22 protein-coding genes and 1 pseudogene are annotated in these 20,093 nt (G+C 70.6%); 8 read left to right on the forward strand and 15 right to left on the reverse strand.

From position 1 onward, the window contains the following. Positions 1 to 19: 19 nt before the first annotated feature. The 5 genes from ACFZ8E_RS02175 to ACFZ8E_RS02195 all read right to left on the reverse strand — a co-directional run bounded on the left by ACFZ8E_RS02175 (position 20) and on the right by ACFZ8E_RS02195 (position 4,469). Positions 20 to 1,324 (reverse strand): Gfo/Idh/MocA family protein, encoded by a 1,305-nt coding sequence (locus ACFZ8E_RS02175; RefSeq protein WP_405041868.1) that lies wholly within the window; start codon positions 1,322 to 1,324, stop codon positions 20 to 22. Between the two features lie 75 nt (positions 1,325 to 1,399). Further along, entirely contained in the window at positions 1,400 to 1,759 is a 360-nt protein-coding gene (locus ACFZ8E_RS02180) for a PilZ domain-containing protein (protein ID WP_243951615.1), read from the reverse strand. Positions 1,760 to 1,874: 115 nt separating this feature from the next. Beyond that, positions 1,875 to 2,633, reverse strand: a complete 759-nt coding sequence (locus ACFZ8E_RS02185; protein WP_147858874.1) for a phosphatase PAP2 family protein — start codon at positions 2,631 to 2,633, stop codon at positions 1,875 to 1,877. Positions 2,634 to 2,685: 52 nt separating this feature from the next. Next, positions 2,686 to 3,255 (reverse strand): 2'-5' RNA ligase family protein, encoded by a 570-nt coding sequence (locus tag ACFZ8E_RS02190; protein ID WP_243951613.1) that lies wholly within the window; start codon positions 3,253 to 3,255, stop codon positions 2,686 to 2,688. A 44-nt stretch (positions 3,256 to 3,299) separates the two neighbouring features. Beyond that, on the reverse strand, positions 3,300 to 4,469 hold the full coding sequence (locus tag ACFZ8E_RS02195) for a radical SAM protein (protein WP_405041869.1): 1,170 nt from the start codon (positions 4,467 to 4,469) through the stop codon (positions 3,300 to 3,302). A 53-nt stretch (positions 4,470 to 4,522) separates the two neighbouring features. Between ACFZ8E_RS02195 and ACFZ8E_RS02200 the strand changes: the two genes are divergently transcribed. Then, positions 4,523 to 5,452, forward strand: coding sequence for a hypothetical protein (locus ACFZ8E_RS02200; RefSeq protein WP_405041870.1), 930 nt, complete (start codon positions 4,523 to 4,525; stop codon positions 5,450 to 5,452). A 55-nt stretch (positions 5,453 to 5,507) separates the two neighbouring features. Here the strand turns inward: ACFZ8E_RS02200 and ACFZ8E_RS02205 are convergent, their stop codons facing one another. Beyond that, a complete protein-coding gene (locus ACFZ8E_RS02205) occupies positions 5,508 to 5,735 on the reverse strand; it encodes a hypothetical protein (RefSeq protein WP_243936939.1) in 228 nt (75 codons plus the stop codon). A gap of 286 nt (positions 5,736 to 6,021) precedes the next feature. Here ACFZ8E_RS02205 and ACFZ8E_RS02210 point away from each other — a divergent pair. The 7 genes and pseudogenes from ACFZ8E_RS02210 (at position 6,022) to ACFZ8E_RS02240 (ending at position 10,236) form a co-directional block, all read left to right on the forward strand. Continuing rightward, positions 6,022 to 6,999: pseudogene (locus tag ACFZ8E_RS02210) on the forward strand (glutathione S-transferase family protein). Positions 7,000 to 7,052: 53 nt separating this feature from the next. After that, on the forward strand, positions 7,053 to 7,541 hold the full coding sequence (locus tag ACFZ8E_RS02215) for a hypothetical protein (protein WP_405041871.1): 489 nt from the start codon (positions 7,053 to 7,055) through the stop codon (positions 7,539 to 7,541). 238 nt (positions 7,542 to 7,779) lie between these two features. Further along, on the forward strand, positions 7,780 to 8,694 hold the full coding sequence (locus ACFZ8E_RS02220; RefSeq protein ID WP_243936937.1) for a co-chaperone YbbN: 915 nt from the start codon (positions 7,780 to 7,782) through the stop codon (positions 8,692 to 8,694). Positions 8,695 to 8,749: 55 nt separating this feature from the next. Beyond that, positions 8,750 to 9,418: an LON peptidase substrate-binding domain-containing protein gene (locus tag ACFZ8E_RS02225; protein ID WP_147725636.1), complete on the forward strand. Its 669-nt coding sequence runs from the start codon at positions 8,750 to 8,752 to the stop codon at positions 9,416 to 9,418. A 93-nt stretch (positions 9,419 to 9,511) separates the two neighbouring features. Continuing rightward, positions 9,512 to 9,715 (forward strand): Trm112 family protein, encoded by a 204-nt coding sequence (locus ACFZ8E_RS02230; protein ID WP_147725643.1) that lies wholly within the window; start codon positions 9,512 to 9,514, stop codon positions 9,713 to 9,715. Positions 9,716 to 9,735: 20 nt separating this feature from the next. Further along, the gene (locus tag ACFZ8E_RS02235) at positions 9,736 to 10,011 is read left to right on the forward strand and encodes an adenylosuccinate synthase (protein ID WP_147725635.1); all 276 of its coding nucleotides are present in this window, start codon (positions 9,736 to 9,738) and stop codon (positions 10,009 to 10,011) included. Between the two features lie 69 nt (positions 10,012 to 10,080). Continuing rightward, entirely contained in the window at positions 10,081 to 10,236 is a 156-nt protein-coding gene (locus tag ACFZ8E_RS02240) for a hypothetical protein (RefSeq protein WP_187274747.1), read from the forward strand. Between the two features lie 117 nt (positions 10,237 to 10,353). Here ACFZ8E_RS02240 and ACFZ8E_RS02245 read toward each other — a convergent pair whose 3' ends face one another. The 9 genes from ACFZ8E_RS02245 to plsX form a co-directional block, all read right to left on the reverse strand. Beyond that, a complete protein-coding gene (locus ACFZ8E_RS02245; protein ID WP_147725634.1) occupies positions 10,354 to 11,913 on the reverse strand; it encodes a SpoVR family protein in 1,560 nt (519 codons plus the stop codon). 163 nt (positions 11,914 to 12,076) lie between these two features. Further along, positions 12,077 to 13,378, reverse strand: coding sequence for a YeaH/YhbH family protein (locus tag ACFZ8E_RS02250; RefSeq protein ID WP_147858878.1), 1,302 nt, complete (start codon positions 13,376 to 13,378; stop codon positions 12,077 to 12,079). A gap of 101 nt (positions 13,379 to 13,479) precedes the next feature. Further along, positions 13,480 to 15,432: a PrkA family serine protein kinase gene (locus ACFZ8E_RS02255; RefSeq protein ID WP_147842192.1), complete on the reverse strand. Its 1,953-nt coding sequence runs from the start codon at positions 15,430 to 15,432 to the stop codon at positions 13,480 to 13,482. 229 nt (positions 15,433 to 15,661) lie between these two features. Continuing rightward, the gene (locus tag ACFZ8E_RS02260) at positions 15,662 to 16,105 is read right to left on the reverse strand and encodes an Ig-like domain-containing protein (RefSeq protein WP_243937175.1); all 444 of its coding nucleotides are present in this window, start codon (positions 16,103 to 16,105) and stop codon (positions 15,662 to 15,664) included. A 140-nt stretch (positions 16,106 to 16,245) separates the two neighbouring features. After that, positions 16,246 to 16,665 carry a hypothetical protein gene (locus tag ACFZ8E_RS02265; RefSeq protein WP_405041872.1) on the reverse strand — a complete coding sequence of 140 codons (420 nt, stop codon included), beginning with the start codon at positions 16,663 to 16,665 and terminating at the stop codon, positions 16,246 to 16,248. 85 nt (positions 16,666 to 16,750) lie between these two features. Further along, a complete protein-coding gene (locus ACFZ8E_RS02270; RefSeq protein WP_147842191.1) occupies positions 16,751 to 17,272 on the reverse strand; it encodes a MerR family transcriptional regulator in 522 nt (173 codons plus the stop codon). A 38-nt stretch (positions 17,273 to 17,310) separates the two neighbouring features. Then, positions 17,311 to 17,628: an integration host factor subunit alpha gene (locus ACFZ8E_RS02275; RefSeq protein ID WP_147725630.1), complete on the reverse strand. Its 318-nt coding sequence runs from the start codon at positions 17,626 to 17,628 to the stop codon at positions 17,311 to 17,313. A 122-nt stretch (positions 17,629 to 17,750) separates the two neighbouring features. Continuing rightward, entirely contained in the window at positions 17,751 to 18,728 is a 978-nt protein-coding gene (locus tag ACFZ8E_RS02280) for a beta-ketoacyl-ACP synthase III (RefSeq protein ID WP_147725629.1), read from the reverse strand. Between the two features lie 181 nt (positions 18,729 to 18,909). Further along, a complete protein-coding gene (gene plsX, locus ACFZ8E_RS02285; RefSeq protein WP_147725628.1) occupies positions 18,910 to 19,944 on the reverse strand; it encodes a phosphate acyltransferase PlsX in 1,035 nt (344 codons plus the stop codon). Between the last annotated feature and the right edge of the window lie 149 nt (positions 19,945 to 20,093).

The following is a 20,093-nucleotide window of genomic DNA, read 5'->3' on the forward strand; positions in this document are numbered from 1 at the left end:
CGCTCCGGCGGCCGCCGCGTCAACCCGCCTCGTCCAGCTCGGGGCCGCGGGTGGCGTCGAGGCCGGCGCCCGGGATCGGCGCGATCGGCACCGGCGCGCCGGTGCGGGCCGCCTCGTAGATCGCCTCCATCAGCACCTGGTCCTGCAGGCCCTCCTCGCCGGGGGTGCGCGGCCGGCGGTTCTCCTGGATGCAGCGCGAGAAGTGATCCATCTCCAGGGCGAACTGGTTCTTCGCGCCGAGCACCTTGGTGTCCTGCGACACCGCCTTGCCGTCGCGATGGGTGATGACGAGGCGCTGGCCGACATAGGCGAAGGCGTTCTGCAGATCGATGTCGGCGCCGCCGGTATGCACCGACAGGCGGCGCGATTCGTGGACGCCGTAGCTGGTCATGCACTGCGCCAGCACGCCGGAGGGGAAGCGCAGGGTGAAGCTCACGCTCTCCTCGACCTCGCGGAACTTCGGGTCGTCGGGCGGCGAATAGGTGTGCGCCTGGATCAGGTCGGGCTCCTCGCCCAGCAGCGCCCGCACGCCGTTGAGGCAGTAGAGCCCGATATCCGGCAACGCCCCGCCGCCGGACAGCGCCTTCTTCAGGCGCCACTGCTCCGGCAGGCCCGAGGTCTGGCCGTTGAAGGCCTGGATCATCCGCGGCTTGCCGAACTCGCCCGAGCGCACGAGGCGCACGACCTCTCGGTTGTAGGGCTCGTACTGGCAGCGATAGGCGATCATCAGCTTGACCTTGGCCTGCTCGCACGCCGCGATCATCGCGCGGGCTTCCGCGGAGGAGGCCGCCATCGGCTTCTCGCACAGCACGTGCTTGCCGGCCCCCGCCGCGGCGACGACGTCGTCGCGGTGCACCGCGTTCGGGGTGACGATGTAGACCGCCTGGATCTCGGGATTGGCCTTGAGCTTGTCCCAGTCGCCGTAGCCGTAGACCGCGCTCTCGGCGACGCCGTACTGCTTGGCCACGAGCTTGGCCTTGTCCGGCGTGCCCGACATGAGCGCCACGAGCCGCGAGCGCTTGGCCTCTCCGAGCGCCGGGAGGATCTCGTCGAGGCTGAGGCGCCCGAGGCCGACGACGCAGTAGCCGACCCGCTGGCCCGGCGGCTGCGGCGCGGGCGTCGGCGCCGGAGGCCGGTCGCCCTGGCCGCGCCAGTTCGGGAACTGCACGCGGCCGCCCTGAACCGCGCCGGTGTCGGCCGGCACCGTCGGGCCGGGCGTCGTCGCGGCGCGGGCCGCGTCCGCAGCCGCGAGCGCCGCGCCGGTGAGGGTGACGCCGCCGGCCCGCAGAAGGGTCCGTCGCGAGAGCCCGTGATCGTCTGCCATGCATCCCCGTCTCGGTCGGTGAGAAGCGGGGAAACCCGGGGCCGGATCGCAGGGTTCCGCCGGGCGCCGGCGCGCTCAGTGCAGCCGGTCGGGCGGGGCGGCCGCATTCCAGGCGGCCCGGGCTTCGGCCGCCGCGCCGTCCTCGCGCGCCGGTTGATCGAGGAAGGCAAGGCCGGCCTGGGTGCCGTCGCGCCAGACGACCTCGGCGCGGCGGGTCTCGTTGCGGCCGGTCACGTTGCGGCCGGTCACCGTGAGGTCGACGACGCGCGGCAGGACCACGTCCTCCGCGACGACGATGCGGGCGCCGGTCAGCGAATGGTCCCGCAGGCGGCACGCCGTCTCCGGCAGGAACGCCGCGAGGCGCAGGGTGCCGCCGAGGCAGGCCCGGCGGCGGTCGCTGTGGCGGCGCTCGATCTTGGGCGTCGTCAAGGTCACGAAAGTCATCCCGGATCTTGTTGGCATTTCATCAATGCAAGGGAGCACGAAAAGCTTCGTCTCGTCAGGTTTAAGTGATGGTTAACCCTAACGGCGCCGGGCGGGCATGCGGCCGTCATCGGGCCGGCGGCGGGTCCGGCGCCTCGACGCCGCCGCTGCGCTGGAGCTGGAGCGCGACGAACCAGCACAGGGCCGCCCAGGCGGCGCCGATGCACCACCCGGCCAGCACGTCGCTCGGCCAGTGGACGCCGAGGTAGATCCGGCTGATCCCGACGAGGAGGGTCATGGTGACGCCGAGCGCCAGCACCAGCGCCTTGACGCGGCGGTAGCGGTCGATCCGCGCGAGCAGCGTCGCCAGGGTCAGGTAGGCGATCGCCGACATCATCGCGTGGCCGCTCGGGAAGCTCGCCGTGAACACGTCCATGCCGTGCGGCACCAGGTCCGGCCGCGGGCGATGGTAGAACAGCTTCAGCACCGTCGAGACCAGCTCGCCGCCGCCGACCGCGCCGATCACGAACAGACCGACCCGGCGCTTGCCGGACAGGGCGAGGTAGGCCGCGACCGACGCCGTCAGGAACACGATGGTGAAGACGCTGCCGAGCCCGGTGATGTCGCGCATCGTCTCCTCGAGCCAGCGCGGCCCGATCGGATCGGACAGGTCGGCCGGGTTGCGCAGGGCGAGCAGGATCTTGCGGTCGAGCGCCTCGGTCGAACCCTCGCCGACCTCGTGCGCCAGGGCGAAGAAGGCGTAGCCGAGCCCGCTGACGCAGATCAGCGCCAGCAACGGCCCGACCTCGTTGAGGCGCAGCCGGAGCCAGACGGAGGTGGCGTGGGACAGGAACGGGATGCGCCGCAGCGGGGCGGGGGGGCTCATCGCGCCGTGCCCGATCGATCGCGGGCGCCGTGGGGAGGATTCATCGAGACCATCACGCGTTCTCGCCGAAGGCGAAGCGCGCCCGCTCGGCCCAGGGACCGCCGAGGTAGCGCCACAGGCGGGTGGCCGGCGCGGTGAAGCGGAACGGCGCGAAGTCGTCGGCGAGGGCGGCGTGGAGCGCGCGGGCGGTGTCGGGGTCGACCTTGTTCTGCACGGTGACATGCGGGCGCCAGCCCTGCTTGTCCTGGGCGGTGAGGTGGGCGTCGAAGGTCTTGGCGAGGCGCGCGCGGAAGGCGGAGAGCGGCTCGGAATCGAGGACGTAGGCCACGCCGCGGCCGGTGAAGCGCAGCCCCGTCACTGCGACCTCGGGCGGCGGCACGGTGCGCGCGAGCATCGCGATCGTCTCGCGCACGCCCGCCTCGGCGGCGCCGGGCAGGTTGTGGAACAGCGTGGCGTGGGCCGGGATGCGGTTGAGCGCCTTCGGGAAGTGTTGGCGCCGCAGGCCGTCGAACCGCGCGAACGTGTCCGCGTCGAACTCGAGCGTCAGGATCAGGGGCGCCTGCCGGGCGTCCTGTCCCGGCTCCTCTTGCTTCAGCGCATCTTGCGTCGGCGTCTCTGGCATGCGGGCTTCCTGTCGCGGCCGGACGGAGATGGCGCGGCGCGCGATCAGGTCCAGTAGAGGATCCGCGCCGCGGGCAGGTCGCGGGCGAGCGCGGCAAACAGCGTGTCGCGCATCGACCGCATCAGCTCCTTGGGGAAGACGTACTTCACCGAGCCGAACTTGGTGAGCTTCTTCGCGCGCTCGGCCTCGTCGAGCGGCAGGTCGGAGCCCGGGTACCAGCCCTGGAGCACCTGCTTCGAGCCCGGGGTGAAGCGGTGGGTGATCAGCTCGGCGGTGAGGTCGAGGTCGGGCACGTCGGCGAGCGCCGCGGCGGCCTCGCGGATCAGCCCGGCATAGCCGGCCTCCCAATCCGGCACCGGCAGGATCGGCGCGATCGTGAGCCCGACGGGATAGCCCGCCAGCGCCACGGCCCGCATCGCCTGGAGCCGCGCGTCGAGGCTCGCGGTGCCGCCCTCGTAGCGCGTCGCGGTGCGGGCGTTGACCGAGAACCGGATGCGGGTGCGGCGGTTGTGCGGCAGGTCGAGCAGCGGCTCGACCGCGGCGAACTTGGTGGTGAAGCGCAGCTGCACCGGCGCCTCCCAGGCACCGAAATGCCGGATCGCCGCCGAGAGCGAGCCGGTGAGGTGCTCGATGCCCAGCGGATCGGTGTAGCACGAGGCCTCGAAGGTGGTGCCTTCCTGTGCCCGCTCGGCCTGCGCCGAGGTCACCGCGCCATGGCCGAGATAGGCGCCGAGATTGGCCAGGATCGCGTCGAGGTTGGCGTAGGCCCGCGTCACCGGCGGCCCCGACAGGGAGCCGGCGAGGTAGCAGTACTGGCAATGGGCCGGGCAGCCCTCGGCGAGGTCGAAGCGCCAGTCGGCCGAGGGCGGGATCGGCTGGAGCCGGAGCTTGGTCGGCGGTGCCACGACGAGGGCGAGCGTCGCCTTCGCCTCGATGTAGGCCCGGCGCGGGTCGGCCTGGCGCAGGCCGGTGAGGCGGTTGGCCGTCAGGCGCTCGACCGTGAGCCCGAGCGCTTCCGCGCGGGCGAGCATCGCCCGGCCGTGCGCGTGCTCCAGGGCGGCCGGCGTCGCCAGGACGCGCCGCGGACGCCACAAGCGTGCCGGCCGCGCCGTCGACGAGACGGCCGGCGCGGGCGGCGGCGAAAGGACGGGCGGCGAAAGCACCGGTGGCGCGAGGGTCTGGGCGGGCTCCATGAGGGCCGAACGCCCCGGCACCCGTGCCGGCTCCTCACTTCCGCCGGGCGCGGCCTGCGGCTAAAGCACCGGCCATGGCCCCGAAGCGTTCGCCCGTCCCCCCCGTCCGGGAAACCGTCCACGAGGGGCGCGACGGCTGGCTGTTCCTCATCGGCGGCAGCAACGACGTCATGCAGCGCTACCGCGGGACCCTGCGGCAGTGGTGGACCCTGCGCGGCTGGACCCGGCTGATCACGGCGCGCGCCGCCCGCGCGGCCGGGCTCGGCATCCGCTGCGTCCAGCTCATCGTGCCGGAAAAGCTCTCGGTCTACGATCACAAGACCATCGACCTGCGCTACGATCCGGCCCGGGCCTCGACCCGTCGCCTCGCCCGCAAGCTCGCGGGGCAGGCCACCTATCTCGACCTGCTCGGCCCGTTTCGCGCGGCCCGCGACGGGCCGGTGCCGCTCTACCTCAAGACCGACACGCACTGGTCGGCCGAGGGATGCCTGCTCGCCTATCGCGAATTGATGCGGGCGCTCGCCGCGGTCCCGCCGGCCGACATCGGCACCCGGCCCGTCCTCGTGACGGAGCGGGTGATGGATCTCGGCGCGAAGCTGCCGGGCCGGCCGGTCGAGCGCCTGGTGCGCCCGCAGATCCACCGGGACGCGGTGCGCGTCGAGACCGGGGCGCTGCTCGCGGCCTCCGAGGAAGCGGGAACCGAGGTCGACCTGCATGTCGGCGCGCACGTGGTCTACCGCAACGCCAACCCCGCCGCCGACCCGCGGCGCGTGGTGCTGTTCGGCGATTCCTACGCGCATTTCGCGCCGATGCTGCTCACCGGGCTGCTGGCCGAGAGCTTCGCCGAGGTGCACTTCGTGTGGTCGTCGAGCTTCGACTGGGCTTACGTCGAGCGGGTGCGCCCCGACATCCTGCTGTTCGAGCTCGCCGAGCGCTTCCTCGCCCGCCTGCCCGCCGACGACTTCGATGTGGCCGCCGGGCGCCGGGCCGGCGCGGCCGGCTAGAGCATTCTCCGCGATCCCCGGATCACGTGGAATGCTCTCCCGTTGCAAGATCGCGTCAGGGGATCGGCTGGCTCAGGGTGGTTTCGACGAGGACGTCGTCAGTCTGGGCCGCGAGGTAGAGGTCCGGCGTCCACGCGATGCCGAGGAGCAGGACGACGATCGCGAGGAGGCCGGCCAGGCCCAGCGTCACCCCGTCGGCCTGCCGCCGCAGCGCGTGGATCGCGGCGCATCCGGCGGTGAACACGGCCGCCTCGGCGGCGGGGATCGCGAGGGCAAGCGACATCGGGCCTTCTCTCCGGACGTTTCGGCGGGATCGTGCCACCCGTCTCACGGTCCGGCATCGAATGCGAGATGCCGAGGCCTGCGCGGGGCGACGACCGAGGAAGACATCCAAGCAGGAAACGGGCTAAGTGCACCTCACAAAACCCCCGACCTCCGCGGCCGTTCACTATGTCGGCGATGCCACGACGGGGGTTTTGTGAGAGGCACCAAGCCTGCCACAACCTTTCCCCCTCGCCGCGTCGCCCTCCCGACGGACGGCGCGACGCGCGAAACAACGGATCGCACCCATGGGATTGCTCGTCGACGGCGTCTGGCAGGATCAGTGGTACGACACGGCGTCGACCGGCGGCCGCTTCGAGCGCTAGGCCTCCGCCTTCCGCAGCTGGGTCACCGCCGACGGGTCGCCCGGCCCCTCGGGCGAGGGCGGGTTCAAGGCCGAGCCCGGGCGCTACCACCTCTACGTCTCGCTCGCCTGCCCGTGGGCGCACCGCACCCTGATCGTGCGGGCGCTGAAGGGCCTCGAGGACGCGATCTCCGTCTCCGTCGTCGACCCGCACATGGGCGCCGAGGGCTGGGTGTTCGGCGACAGCCCCGGCGCCACCCCCGATCCGATCCACCATGCGACGCGGCTCTACGAGGTCTACCGCGCCGCCGACCCGCGCTATACCGGCCGCGTCACCGTGCCGGTGCTGTGGGACCGCGAGCGGAAGACGATCGTCTCGAACGAATCGGCCGAGATCATCCGCATGCTCGACGGGGCCTTCCACGGCGGCGGGCCGGACCTCTGCCCGGACGACCTGCGCGGGGAAATCGATGCGGTGAACGCCCGGGTCTACGACCGGGTCAACAACGGCGTCTACAAGGCCGGCTTCGCCACCGCGCAATCCGTCTACGTGGAGGCCTTCGCCGCGCTGTTCGCCGAGCTCGACGCGCTGGACGCCCGCCTCGACCGGTCGCGCTACCTGTGCGGCGCGCGGCTCACCGAAGCCGACATCCGGCTGTTCACGACGCTGGTGCGGTTCGACGCGGTCTATGTCGGGCACTTCAAGTGCAACCGGCAGCGCATCGCCGACTACCCGAACCTGTCGAACTACCTGCGCGACCTCTACGCCCTGGCGGGCGTCGCCGGGACGGTGGACCTCGTCCACATCAAGCGGCACTATTACGAGAGCCATCCCACCATCAACCCGACGGGCATCGTCCCGGTGGGGCCGGCGCTGGACTTCGCCGCGCCCAACGACCGGGCCCTGCGCTTCGGCGGGTGAGGCGAACGCGCGCCGGGCTCGACGGATGCGCGCGGCGCGTTAGATCGGACGGCATGACGCTCGCACAGACCTCTCGCCGCCTCGCCCTCGCCCTGCTCGCCGCGCCCTTGGCGCTGTCGGGCCCCGCCCGGTCCCAGGCCGCGGTGCAGCTCGACGGCACCTGCGAGAAACTGACGATCGAAGGGAAGGACGCCACCTCGGCCTGCAGGCCGACCCTTGGGAACAGCGCCGAGCGTCGGCGCACGACCTTCGACTTCACCACCACGGACGGGCGCACGCTCAGCTTCAGCGGCACCGGCGCGCAGCAGGAGCGCACCGAGGAGACCGACCCGCTGCAGCCGATCAACCTCGTCACCACCGGCACGTCGAGCGACAAGGGCATCGTGCGCAACCCGACCCCGGCGGTCGGCGCCTGCACCTTCTCGACGCCGGCACCGGGCAAGACCACCATCGCCTGCGAGGCCTCGACGCCGGACGGCCGCACCTTCGCCGGGACCTTCGTGACGCAGGCCAAGGCCGCCGCCGGCGCCCCCGCGCAGTAGGCCCGGCGTTTCGAGGGTCGGGGCGCACCGCACGACGCGCTCCACCCTGGGATGCAGCGATCCGGTCTCGGCCCGGCACCGCGCGCGGGACAGCCCTCGGGGACCGGCGAAAACCCGACGAAACCTGCGGATTTGCCCGATTCCGCCGCGCGAGAGCGCGCGCACCGCACTGGTCAGCCGCGTGCCCGAGTCCCATGTACCCGGTCTGGCGACATTTGGTTCCAAGGCCCGACACCGCATGCTGAACGACACGCTCGCGACGGACGCGCACCCGGGTGCGTCCGACCTGATCCGGGAGACCACCACGGCCGGTTTCCGGCAGGACGTCATCGCCGAATCGGCGAACCGTCCCGTTCTGGTCGCGTTCTGGTCGCCGCGCGCACCGTCGAGCAAGACGCTGCTCGCCGTGCTGGAGAAGCTCGTCCGCGCCGCCGCGGGCAAGGTCGTGCTGGTCAAGATGAACGTCGACGAGCATCCGGCGGTCTGGGGCCAGATCGGCCAGCAGCTCGGCCTGCAGGGCGTGCCCGCCGTGGTCGCCATCGACCAGGGCCGCCCGGTCGACATGTTCGAGGGCGCCCTGCCGGAAGCGCAGATCAAGACCTTCTTCGACCGTCTCGCCGGCCCGAGCGAGATCGATCAGGTGATGGCGGAAGCCGCGCAGGCGCTGGCGGAGGGCGACCTCGCCGGCGCCTCCGAGCTCTACGCGGCGGTGCTCGGGCAGCAGCCCGACAACGTCGCGGCCCTGGCCGGCCTGGCCAAGATCCAGCTCGACGCCGGCGAGCTGGAGAACGCCAAGCAGGTGCTGGCGATGGTGCCGGAGGCCAAGGCCGCCGACCCGGGGCTCGCCGGCATCCGCGCCGCGATCGTCCTGGCCGAGCAGGCCGCGGCGCTCGGCGACCTCGCCGGCCTGGAGGCGGAGGTCGCCGCGAACCCGGACGCGCACCAGGCCCGGTTCGACCTCGCCCTCGGCCTCAATGCCGGGAACGAGCGCGAGAAGGCGGTCGATCACCTGATCGAGATCATCCGCCGCGACCGGACCTGGAACGAGGACGGCGCGCGCAAGCAGCTGCTCCAGTTCTTCGAGGCCTGGGGCCCGATGGATCCGGCCGCGATTCGCGGACGGCGCAAGCTCTCGACGCTGCTGTTCGCGTGAGGGCGGATCTGCGGGTGCAGAGGGAAGCCGAAGGTTCTGTCTTGCTGGAGGCATCATGAGCACGCATGCGGGCTACAAGGGGCCGGGCGATTGCCCGCCCGTCATCCCGGTCTTCCCCCTGCCCGGCGCCCTGCTGCTGCCGCGCGGGCAGATGCCGCTCAACATCTTCGAGCCGCGCTACCTCGCGATGGTGGACGACGCCCTGCGGACCGACCGGGTCATCGGCATGATCCAGCCCGACGCCGAGGGCGGCGCCTCGCCGTTGAACCCGAAGCTGTACCGCGTCGGCTGCGCCGGGCGGATCACCCAGTTCGCCGAGACCGGCGACGGGCGCTACCTGCTCTCGCTGACCGGCATCGGCCGCTTCCGGGTGATGAGCGAGCTGGCCACCACCGGCGCCTATCGCCGCTGCCAGGTCAGCTACGACGACTTCGCCATCGATTTCACCGCGCGTGCCGGCGAGGACGCGGTGGACCGCGAAGGCGTGCTGCGGGCGCTGCGCGACTTCGTCGATTCCAACGACCTCAAGGTCGACTGGGCCGGGATCGAGGAGGCGCCGAACGAGGCCCTGGTCAACGCGCTGTGCATGATGAGCCCGTTCGGCGTCCGCGAGAAGCAGGCGATGCTCGAGGCCGCCGACCTGAAGACCCGCGCCGAGATCCTGGTCGCGGTCACCGAGATGGAGATGGTGCGCAGCACCGGGCCCGAGCCGACGATGCAGTGACGGCTCGAAGGACGGCCCGGCGGCGACGAGCGCCTGCGCCTTCGCGACCGACCGGCACGGCTTCCCATGGAGAACCAGAGCATGACGCAGGACATGACCACGCAGAGCACCGCCGTCGAGGCGACCCGCGTCGACCCGAAGCTCCTCGAGCTGCTGGTCTGCCCGCTGACCAAGGGCACCCTCGATTACGATGCCGGCCGCCAGGAGCTGATCAGCCGCTCGGCCAAGCTCGCCTACCCGATCCGCGACGGCATCCCGATCATGCTGCCGGAAGAGGCGCGCCAGCTGACGGACTGAGCCGGGGCGAGGACGAGGGCATGGCGTTCAAGGCGAAATCCGCCTCCGAGACGAAGGCGGCCGAGCTCGCATCCGCGATCGTGCGCATCGCCGACCGGGACGGCGCGCCGCTGCAGATCGGCGTCGACCGGCTGCGCCAGGGCAACCCGCGGCTGACGCCGCTGGCGATCGGCCAGCTCTACCGCAAGCATCGCGACCACCTCGACGCCGCCCTCGCCGAGCGCGGCTACACCCTCGTCGGCTATGCCGACCAGGGCCCCGGCCGCGGCATGGAGTTCGAGATCGACCCCGCCTGACACGGGACCCGGCCGGGGCGTCGAACGTGCCGCGGTACCGGCCATCGCCCGCCCGTGGTAGGGGAGGCGATGCCCCGCTGGCTTTTCCTCACCTTCGTCGCCGCCGTGGCGCTGGCCGTGCTCGGCAGCGCCATCATCGTGCTGCGCGCCCCGCCGTCCAAGCCGCCGGCCGCGAGCCTGTCCTGCGCACCGATGCCCTGCCCGGGGACCGCGCCGACGGCGTGAGCCCCGGCCGAGCGGCCTTCGCCGGCCATTTCCGCACGGGCCTCGGACGAGCCGCGGGGCCCCCCTCGCCGCCGCGGGCGGGGAGGCCTGCACGATGCGGCACCGTCGCGAAACGCCTCAGAAGAAGATCGGCCGCGCGCTCGCGTGGTGCTCGCCGAGCACGGTGCCGGTGGCGGGCTCGATCTCCTTGAGCACCACGTCGTAGCCCCAGAGGTCGGCGAGGTGCTGCAGCACGCGCCGGGCGTCGTCCTTCTGCAGGGTGATCTTGTTCAGCGCCTTGTGGTGCAGGATCAGGCGGCGGTCGCCCTCGAGGTCGACGTCCACCACCTCGATGTCGGGATCGAGCCAGGCCACGTCGTACTGGCGGCCGAACGAGCGGCGCATCTTGCGGTAGCCGCGCTCGTCGTGGATCGCGGCGACGTGCAGCTCGGGCTGCTCCGGATCGTCGGCGACGTGGAACAGCCGCATGTCGCGCATCAGCTTCGGCGACAGGAACTGGGCGATGAAGCTCTCGTCGCGGTAGTTCTCCCAGCAATCGCGCAGCACCGCCATGCCGTCGCCGGTGCCGGCGATGTCGGGGAACCACTGCCGGTCCTCCGCCGTCGGCTGCTCGACGATGCGGGCGATGTCCTGCATCATCGCGAAGCCGATCGCGTAGGGGTTGTGGCCGCTGTAGCTGCGGTCGTCGTAGTTCGGCTGGCGGATGACGTTGGTGTGCGACTGCAGGAACTCGAGATAGGCCGCCTCGCCGATCAGGCCCTTCTCGGAGAGCGCGTTCATGATCCGGTAGTGGCAGTAGGTGGCGCAGCCCTCGTTCATCACCTTGGTCTGGCGCTGCGGGTAGAAGTACTGCGCCACCAGCCGGACGATGCGCAGGATCTCGCGCTGCCAGCGCTGCAGGCGCGGGGCGACCTTCTCCAGGAAGTAGAGGATGTTCTCCTGCGGCAGCTCGAGCAGCGCCTTGCGCCGCTCGATCGCCTGGTCGGCGCGCGTCGCCCCCGCCTTCGCCGGCAGGGTGCGCCACAGGTCGTTGTAGATCTGCTCGCCGTGCTCGACGCGCTCGCGCTCGCGCCGCTGCTCGGAGGCGAGGTCCGGCCGCTTCTTGCGCGGGTAGCGGTGCACGCCCTGGCTCATCAGCGCGTGGGCGGCGTCGAGCACCTGCTCGACGGCCTGATGGCCGTAGCGCTCCTCGCAGCGGGAGATGTAGGTCTTGGCGAAGTCGAGATAGTCGAGGATGCCCTCGGCGTCGGTCCACTGCCGGAACAGGTAGTTGTTCTTGAAGAAGTGGTTGTGGCCGAACGCGGCGTGGGCGATCACCAGCGTCTGCATCGTCGCCGTGTTCTCCTCCATGATGTAGGAGATGCATGGGTCGGAGTTGATGACGATCTCGTAGGCGAGCCCCATCATGCCGCGGCGATAGCCGGATTCGTGCTGGGCGAAGTGCTTGCCGAACGACCAGTGCTTGTAGAACAGCGGCATGCCGATCGACGCGTAGGCGTCGAGCATCTGCTCGGCGGTGATGATCTCGATCTGGTTCGGATACCACGACAGCCCGAGCGCCCGCGCCTCGACCTCGCAGGCGTCGTGGATGCGCCGGATGGTGTCGAAGTCCCAGTCGTTGCCGGTGAACAGCGGTTTTGGGGCGCCGGACGTCGCGCGTGTCTTGAGAGCAGTCATATCGCCTCCCGATCGGCCGGCCGAAGCGCGACGTACCCCCTCTCCCGTGCGGGAGAGGGTTGGGGTGAGGGGGCAGGTCCGTCCGGAGAGGTCGCCCCCCTCACCCTGTCCCTCTCCCAACCGGGAGAGAGGATCCGCGCCCCGACATGACGACCTGCGAAGCTCAAGACTCCGCCTCCGCCCGCGCGTCCTTGCGCCCGAACAGGTCGCGGAAGACGGCGTAGATCTCGCGGCGGTGGTTGACCTTGCGCATGGCGATCGGGCCGCCGGCCTTGGCGATAGCCTCGTAGGTCCGCCACAGGGTGGTGCGGTGCTCGACGAAGCCGGCGCGCGGGCCGTTCTCGTCGCCGACCTCGAGATAGGCGAAGTGCTGGCAGGCCGGCAGGATGTGGGCGCGCAGCAGCTCGGTCGAGGTCGGGCCGTCGGAGGAGACGTTGTCGCCGTCCGACGCCTGCGCCGCGTAGATGTTCCAGTCGTTGGGGTCGTAGCGCTCGGCGATGATGCGCTTCATCTCCACCAGCGCCGAGGAGACCAGCGTGCCGCCGGTCTCGCGGGAGCCGAAGAAGGTCTCCTCGTCGACCTCGGTCGCCCGGTCGGTGTGGCGGATGAACACGATCTCCACGTGTCGGTAGCGGCGCGTGAGGAAGATGTGCAGCAGGATGTAGAACCGCTTGGCGAGGTCCTTCATGTGCTCGGTCATCGAGCCGGACACGTCCATCAGGCAGAACATCACCGCCTGCGCGATCGGGCGCGGATACGGCTCGAAGCGGCGGTAGCGCAGGTCGATCGGGTCGACGTAGGGGATGCGCCGCGTCCGCTCGCGCAAGCCCGCCAGCGCCTCGGCGAGGTCTGGTAGCGCCGGGTCGCCCTCGTCCAGGCCGGCGATGCGGGCTTCGAGCGCCGCCACCTCCTCGGGCTTCGGCCGCTTCAGGGCGATGCGCCGCGACATCGAGTTGCGCAGCGTCCGGGTGAGGGCGAGGTTGGCCGGCGAGCCGGTCACGGTGTAGCCGGCCCGGCGCAGCCCCTCCGTCTCCACCACCGCCAGGCGGCGCTTGGCGAGGTCGGGCAGCTCTAGGTCCTCGAGGAACAGCTCGAGGAACTCCTCCCGGGTCAGGACGAAGCGGAACGCGTCCTCGTTGTTCTCGCCGCCGTCCCCGCCCTCGCCGGAGCCGCGGCCGCCCCCGCCGCCCTGCGGCCGCTCGATGCGGTCGCCTTCCACGTAGGTCTTGTTGCCGGGCAGGATGTGGTCCTGGAGGCCGGTGCCCGGCTGGCGGGAGAAACGCGGCTCGCGCACCCCGTCGGCCGGCACCGTGACGCGGCCGTCCTTGCCGAGGTCCTTGATGTCCTTCTCGCGGGCCGACTCGCGCACGGCCCGCTGGGCCACGTCCTTAACCCGCCTAAGGAAGCGCTGCCGGTTGGCGAGGCTCTTGCCTCCTGGATTCAATCGACGGTCGACGATGTGCATTCGGTGATCAAATCCCCGCCCGCAAGATCCGACCGGGATAACGCGCCGGCCGGTCGTCCGAAATCATGGCGGATCTCGATCAGGTCCCCGAGGGGACCGAATCATCCCGCCTGCTTCACCCGCATGTACCACTCGACCAGGCGGCGCACCTGCCGCTCGGTGTAGCCGCGCGAGACCATCCGGTCGACGAACTCGCCGTGCTTCTTCTCGGTCTCGCCGTCCTTCTTCGAGCCGAACGAGATCACCGGCAGCAATTCCTCGACCTGGCTGAACATCCGCCGCTCGATGACCTCGCGCAGCTTCTCGTAGGACGTCCACGAGGGGTTGCGGCCGCCGTGCTGGGCCCGCGAGCGCAGGGCGAACTTCACTACCTCGTTGCGGAAGTCCTTCGGGTTGGCGATCCCGGCCGGCTTCTCGATCTTCGTCAGCTCCTGGTTGAGAAGCTCGCGGTTGAGCAATTGCCCGGTCTCGGAATCCTTGAAGTCCTGGTCCTCGATCCAGGCGTCGGCGTAGTCGATGTAGCGGTCGAACAGGTTCTGGCCGTAATCGTGGTAGGATTCGAGGTAGGCCTTCTGGATCTCGTGGCCGATGAACTCGGCGTAGCGCGGCGCCAGCTCGCCCTTGATGAACTCGAGGTAGCGCTTCTCGGTCTCGGGCGGGAGCTGCTCGCGGCGCAGCGACTGCTCGAGCACGTACATCAGGTGCACCGGGTCGGCCGAGACCTCGGTGGTGTCGTGGTTGAAGGTCGCGGCCAGCACCTTGAAGGCGAAGCGGGTCGAGATCCCGTCCATGCCCTCGTCGACGCCGGCCGAATCCTTGTACTCCTGCATCGAGCGGGCGCGGGGGTCGACCTCGCGCAGGGACTCGCCGTCGTAGACGCGCATCTTCGAGAACGCGTTGGAGTTGGCGTGCTCGCGCAGGCGCGACAGCACCGAGAACCGCGACAGCATCTCCAGGGTGCCCGGCGCGCAGGCCGCATCCGAGAGCTCGGAGCCCGAGATCAGCTTCTCGTAGATGTGCTGCTCCTCCTGCACGCGCAGGCAGTAGGGCACCTTGATCACGTAGATGCGGTCGATGAAGGCTTCGTTGTTCTTGTTGGTCTTGAAGGTCTGCCACTCGGACTCGTTCGAGTGCGCCAGGATGATGCCGGTGAAGGGGATCGCGCCGATGTTCTCGGTGCCGACGTAGTTGCCCTCCTGCGTCGCCGTGAGCAGCGGATGCAGCATCTTGATCGGCGCCTTGAACATCTCGACGAACTCGAGGACGCCCTGGTTGGCGCGGTTCAGGCCGCCCGAGTAGGAGTACGCGTCCGGGTCCGCCTGCGACAGCGTCTCCAGCCGGCGGATGTCGACCTTGCCGACCAGCGAGGAGATGTCCTGGTTGTTCTCGTCGCCGGGCTCGGTCTTGGCGATGGCGATCTGGCGCAGGCGCGAGGGCCGGACCTTGATCACCTTGAACTGCGAGATGTCGCCCTCGAACTCGTCGAGACGCTTCAGCGCCCACGGGCTCATCAGGCCGGTCAGGCGCCGGCGCGGGATGCCGTAGCGGCTCTGGATCTCGGCGCCCATGGTCTCGGGGTCGAACAGCCCGAGCGGGCTCTCGAAGACCGGCGAGACCTCGTTGCCGGCCTTGAGCACGTAGACCGGATGGACCTCCATCAGGGCCTTGAGACGCTCGGCCAGGGAGGACTTGCCGCCGCCGACGGGCCCGAGCAGGTAGAGGATCTGCTTGCGCTCCTCCAGGCCCTGCGCCGCATGGCGGAAGAACGAGACGATCCGCTCGATCGTCTCCTCCATACCGAAGAACTCGTGGAAGGCCGGGTAGGTCCGGATCGTCCGGTTCATGAAGACGCGGCCGAGGCGGGCGTCCTTCGAGGTGTCGACGAATTCCGGCTTGCCGATCGCGTCGAGGATGCGCTCGGCGGCGCTCGCGTACATCAGCGGCTCGTCGCGGCACGCCTCGAGGAATTCGGAGAGCGTCATCTCCGTGTCGCGGCGCGCTTCGTACCCGCGGGCGAAGCTCTGGAAAAGGTCGTTGGTCGCATGCATCGGCATTCGATAACCCTCTCAGACCGTCAACAGCTTCATCCTGTCCTGCCGCGAACGCAACCGACAGGCCCGCATTTGTCGCAGTGCGGCGAACACGGTGACGCTGCGTGTGCTGGATGCAACACCCGTCGGGCTGAAATGCGGCATCCGTCAAGCTTCCCCGTGGTCGTCCGGCCGGATCGAAAGAACGATCCGGCCGAAAAAACGTGCACTCCGAGCTTTCGGTTGCCTCCGATCAGAGATCGCTGCTGTCTTTCTTGGCATCGGTGTCCTTCTTGGCCGACGCAGCCTCGACGGTGATTTTGATATTCTGCGTCTGCACTTGACCGTCCGCGTTCTTGATTTCGAACGTCACCTCGTCGGCGCCGGTGTAGCCGGCCTTCGGCTGGTAGAAGAGACCCTGGACCGCGGTGTCCTTGTTCGGGCAGCGATAGGAAGCGGGCGTCTTCTGCTTGCCGACCTTGGTGATCAGCGCGCCGTTCTTCGGCGCGCCCGAGACCTTGAACTCCGGCATCGGGCCGGGCGAGCAATCCTTCTTCAGGTTCGGGACGATGGCGATCCGAACCGTCTTGCCGGAGGCGACGGTCTCGCTCTTGGTGATCGTCGTCTGCGCGAAGGCGGGCGCGGCCAGCAGGAGAGCGCCGGCGGCGAGCGCGCGGACGGGGCGAAGGGCGGACAGGGTGGCGCTCACGGGCGTGTCTCCGAACATCTCTTGGCGCGGCATCCGGAGCCATGGGGCCACGTGCCGGCCGAGCCGATGTGGGGATGCCCACGACGCCCGTCGAGGCCGCAGGCCCGTGCCGGCAGCCGGGACCGCGATTATTGCTGAAGCGCGGCCGCGACCACGCCGGTGACGCGGGCGATCTGCGTGGCGTCGAGCTCGCCTTCCAGGGCCGCCGCGAGGCTGCGCTCGACCCGCGCCCGCTCGCCCGCATCCGAAGTCGGGGTGACGGGGATGTCGGTCTCGTCGAGGCCGCAGACCCGGCGGATCGTCTCGGCCGCGGCCAGCAGCGCGCCGCGATCGGTCGGCCCCATCTCCCAGAGCGGGTTGCGCAGGCGGCTGACGACGCGCCGCGCGTCGCGATAATCCCGGTCGACGTGGGTCGCGGCCTCGATCTGGCTGACGAGGAACATCAGCTCCAGGACCTCGGAGGCCGCGTCGGGGCACGCGCGCACGATCCGCATCACGCGGCTGATGAGTTCCTGCGTCGGCGTCATCGAACGGCGGGGTGCGCTCATGCGGCGATCAACGCGGATCGGCCCGCAAAGTTCGCCGCGCCGTGACGCATCGCGCGGCGTCGTCGCGACGCAGCCCGGGCGCCGCTCAGGCCTCGGGCGGGGCGCGGAAGGCCGCCAGCGCCTCGCGGCAGGCGTAGAGGTCCTGCAGCGCGCCGGCCAGCGCCCCGCGGTCCAGGGCCTCATGATCCGAGGTTTCGCGATTCGACCCGTCGCGATCCGGGGTCTCGGGTTCGGCGCCGTCGGGGGACGACATGGCCGGGCCGCTCGTCTCCTGCATCACCGGCGCGGCCGCCACCGCCTCGCCGCGGCCAACCGCCTGGACGAAGCGGACGCCGTTCTCCTTGAGGACGCGCTGCGCCCCCTCGATCGTGTAGCGCTGGACGTGGAGCAGGTGGCGGATGCCCGCGACGAGCGCGACGTCGCCGGGACGGTAGTAGCGCCGCCCGCCGGCCCGCTTCACCGGCCGGATCTGGCCGAACCGGGTTTCCCAGAACCGCAGGACGTGCTGCGGCACGTCGAGGGCTTCGGCCACCTCGGTGATCGTGCGGAACGCGCCCGGATCCTTGTCGACGGGTCCGGACGCCTCGGTGAGGGCAGCGAGCGCCATGGATCGATCCGGCTACGAGGGCGGCGATGGGCGAGCGGTCAGTCGTCGGCGTGGGCGGCGCCGTTTAGGCCGTTGATCCGGGCCTTGAGCACGTTCGAGGGCTTGAACACCATCACCTGGCGCGGCTCGATCGCCACCTCGACGCCGGTCTTCGGGTTGCGGCCGACGCGCTTGCCCTTCGACCGCACGACGAAGGAGCCGAACGAGGACAGCTTCACGGTCTCGCCCTCGGAGAGGCAGGCGCAGATCTCGGACAGGACCGTCTCGACGAGGGCGGCGGATTCGGTGCGGGAGAGGCCGACCTGCTGGTAGACGGCCTCGCTCAAATCGGCGCGCGTCACCGTCTTGCCTGTCATGCCTCGACCCCTCGCGGTTCTTCTTGCCGGGAGCGGTCGTTTCCGACGTATCCCTATGATCTGCCACGCTAATCCCCGGTCGGGCCCGGGTCAACCGGGGCGGCTCCGGAAATTGTTTTCGGCTACCAGCGGATCAGCGCTGCGCCCCAGCTGAAGCCGCCGCCGATCGCCTCGATCATCACGAGGTCGCCGCGGCGGATGCGGCCGTCCCGGCGGGCCACGTCCAGAGCCAGCGGGATCGATGCGGCCGAGGTGTTGCCGTGGCGGTCGACCGTCAGCACCACCTTGTCGCGCGGGATGCCGAGCTTGTCGGCGGACGCCTCGATGATGCGGCGGTTGGCCTGGTGCGGCACGAACCAGTCGAGGTCGGCCGCCGTCGCGCCGCCCTTCTCGAGCGCGTCGACGATCACGTCCATCACCGAGCCGACGGCGAAGCGGAACACGTCCTTCCCCTCCATCCGGAGATGGCCGGTGGTGCCGGTCGAGCCCGGGCCGCCGTCGACGTAGAGCTTCTCGCGGTGGCGCCCGTCCGAGCGCAGGCTCGCGCTGATCACGCCCCGGTCGCCGCTCGCCCCCGCGGCCTCCTGCGCCTCCAGCACGATCGCGCCGGCCCCGTCGCCGAACAGCACGCAGGTGGTGCGGTCCTCCCAGTCGACGATGCGCGAGAAGGTCTCGGCGCCGACGACGAGCGCGCGCCGGGCCGCGCCGGTCGACAGGAACTTGTCGGCGGTGGAGACGGCGAAGACGAAGCCGGCGCAGACCGCCTGCAGGTCGAAGGCGGCACCCGCCGTGATGCCGAGCGCCGCCTGGATCTGCGTCGCGGTCGAGGGAAAGGTGTGGTCGGGCGTCGAGGTGGCGCAGATCACGAGGTCGATGTCGTCGCCGGTGAGGCCGGCATCGTCGAGCGCAGCGCGGGCCGCGCGGATGCCGAGCACCGACGTGGTCTCGGTGGCGTCCGCGAGGTAGCGCTGCCGGATGCCGGTGCGCTGGACGATCCATTCGTCCGAGGTATCGACCCGCTCGGCGAGCTCGGCGTTGGTCACCACCCGCGCAGGAAGCCCCGAGCCGGTGCCGACGACGACGGAACGCAGGGTTGTCATCGGATTCCTTCCCGTCGCGACGCCGGCGCAACAACCATCGGTTGTTAGACCTGCATCGCTCCGATCTCCATCGCATTCGTTCACCGACCCCGATCCCGGGCCGGTGCAGGCGTCTCGTGCCGGTGCAGGCGGCCCACGCCGGCGAAGGCCCGGCCGGGCACCCATCCGGGCCGGGGCGAAGTCAGGCCGGCGCGAGCGTCGGCGTCTGGTCGAGCATCTCGCGGATCGTGCGCATCAGGTCGTGGCGGGCCATGTCGTGGGCGAGGTCGACGGCGGCCGCGAAGCCTTGCGCGTTCTCCGAGCCGTGGCTCTTGATGACGATGCCTTCGAGCCCGAGGAACACGCCGCCGTTGGCCCGGCTCGGGTTCATCTTCTCGCGCAGCGCGCGGAACGCCTGGCGGGCGAACAGCGCACCGATCTTGGCGGACAGCGTCCGCGTCATCGCGGAGCGCAGGTACGTGCCGATCTGCTTGGCGGTGCCTTCCGCGGTCTTCAGCGCGATGTTTCCCGTGAAACCTTCGGTGACGACCACGTCGACGGTGCCGCGGCCGAGGTCGTTGCCCTCGACGAAGCCGTGATAGGCGAAATTCGGCAAATCGATCTCGCGCAGCAGGCGCGCCGCCTCCTTCACCGCCTCGTTGCCCTTCATCTCCTCGGTGCCGACGTTGAGCAGCCCCACCGTCGGGCGCTCGAGGTCGAACACGATGCGGGCCATGGCGGAGCCCATCACCGCCATCTCGATCAGGTGCTCGGCATCGGTGCCGATGGTGGCGCCGACGTCGAGCACCACGCTCTCGCCGCGCACCGTCGGCCACAGGCAGGCGATGGCCGGGCGCTCGATGCCGGCCATGGTCTTCAGGCAGATCTTCGACATTGCCATCAGCGCGCCGGTGTTGCCGGCGGAGACCGCGGCATCGGCCTCGCCGTCCTTCACCGCCTGGATCGCCTTCCACATCGACGACTTGCCGCGGCCCTGGCGCACCGCCTGGCTCGGCTTGTCGTCCATGGCGACGGCGTAGGTGGTGTGGCGGATCTCGACGCCGCCCTTGAGGCGCGGCTCGGCCGCCACGAGGGGGGCGACCACCGCCTCGTCGCCGAAGATCAGGAAGGTCGTCTCGGGATGGCGCTCGCGCGCGAGCGCGGCACCGGGCACGACGGTCGAGGGGCCATGGTCGCCGCCCATGGCGTCGAGCGAGATGCACACGCGTTGGGACATGAAGGGGTTGTCGCGGCCTTTGACGGAACGCCGTCGCGGGGGCGACGGCCGGGATCGGCGCGGCGGAAAATAGCGATCCAGCCCCGGCGGGCAAACGAATTCTCGCGCAGGGGCAGGGTGCGGCCCGATTTGGCGGCCCGCGGACCCGG

The organism is Methylobacterium sp. HMF5984, assembly GCF_045033435.1.
Classification (GTDB): domain Bacteria; phylum Pseudomonadota; class Alphaproteobacteria; order Rhizobiales; family Beijerinckiaceae; genus Methylobacterium.

What these genes read in the sequence shown, in the direction of transcription:
- ACFZ8E_RS02175 (WP_405041868.1), bottom strand. Translation starts at nt 1,324, where the DNA reads ATGGCAGACGATCACGGGCTCTCGCGACGGACCCTTCTGCGGGCCGGC.
- ACFZ8E_RS02185 (WP_147858874.1), bottom strand. Translation starts at nt 2,633, where the DNA reads ATGAGCCCCCCCGCCCCGCTGCGGCGCATCCCGTTCCTGTCCCACGCC.
- ACFZ8E_RS02190 (WP_243951613.1), bottom strand. Translation starts at nt 3,255, where the DNA reads ATGCCAGAGACGCCGACGCAAGATGCGCTGAAGCAAGAGGAGCCGGGA.
- ACFZ8E_RS02200 (WP_405041870.1), top strand. Translation starts at nt 4,523, where the DNA reads ATGGCCCCGAAGCGTTCGCCCGTCCCCCCCGTCCGGGAAACCGTCCAC.
- ACFZ8E_RS02205 (WP_243936939.1), bottom strand. Translation starts at nt 5,735, where the DNA reads ATGTCGCTTGCCCTCGCGATCCCCGCCGCCGAGGCGGCCGTGTTCACC.
- ACFZ8E_RS02215 (WP_405041871.1), top strand. Translation starts at nt 7,053, where the DNA reads ATGACGCTCGCACAGACCTCTCGCCGCCTCGCCCTCGCCCTGCTCGCC.
- ACFZ8E_RS02220 (WP_243936937.1), top strand. Translation starts at nt 7,780, where the DNA reads ATGCTGAACGACACGCTCGCGACGGACGCGCACCCGGGTGCGTCCGAC.
- ACFZ8E_RS02225 (WP_147725636.1), top strand. Translation starts at nt 8,750, where the DNA reads ATGAGCACGCATGCGGGCTACAAGGGGCCGGGCGATTGCCCGCCCGTC.
- ACFZ8E_RS02230 (WP_147725643.1), top strand. Translation starts at nt 9,512, where the DNA reads ATGACCACGCAGAGCACCGCCGTCGAGGCGACCCGCGTCGACCCGAAG.
- ACFZ8E_RS02235 (WP_147725635.1), top strand. Translation starts at nt 9,736, where the DNA reads ATGGCGTTCAAGGCGAAATCCGCCTCCGAGACGAAGGCGGCCGAGCTC.
- ACFZ8E_RS02240 (WP_187274747.1), top strand. Translation starts at nt 10,081, where the DNA reads ATGCCCCGCTGGCTTTTCCTCACCTTCGTCGCCGCCGTGGCGCTGGCC.
- ACFZ8E_RS02245 (WP_147725634.1), bottom strand. Translation starts at nt 11,913, where the DNA reads ATGACTGCTCTCAAGACACGCGCGACGTCCGGCGCCCCAAAACCGCTG.
- ACFZ8E_RS02250 (WP_147858878.1), bottom strand. Translation starts at nt 13,378, where the DNA reads ATGCACATCGTCGACCGTCGATTGAATCCAGGAGGCAAGAGCCTCGCC.
- ACFZ8E_RS02255 (WP_147842192.1), bottom strand. Translation starts at nt 15,432, where the DNA reads ATGCCGATGCATGCGACCAACGACCTTTTCCAGAGCTTCGCCCGCGGG.
- ACFZ8E_RS02265 (WP_405041872.1), bottom strand. Translation starts at nt 16,665, where the DNA reads ATGAGCGCACCCCGCCGTTCGATGACGCCGACGCAGGAACTCATCAGC.
- ACFZ8E_RS02270 (WP_147842191.1), bottom strand. Translation starts at nt 17,272, where the DNA reads ATGGCGCTCGCTGCCCTCACCGAGGCGTCCGGACCCGTCGACAAGGAT.
- ACFZ8E_RS02275 (WP_147725630.1), bottom strand. Translation starts at nt 17,628, where the DNA reads ATGACAGGCAAGACGGTGACGCGCGCCGATTTGAGCGAGGCCGTCTAC.
- ACFZ8E_RS02280 (WP_147725629.1), bottom strand. Translation starts at nt 18,728, where the DNA reads ATGACAACCCTGCGTTCCGTCGTCGTCGGCACCGGCTCGGGGCTTCCT.
- plsX (WP_147725628.1), bottom strand. Translation starts at nt 19,944, where the DNA reads ATGTCCCAACGCGTGTGCATCTCGCTCGACGCCATGGGCGGCGACCAT.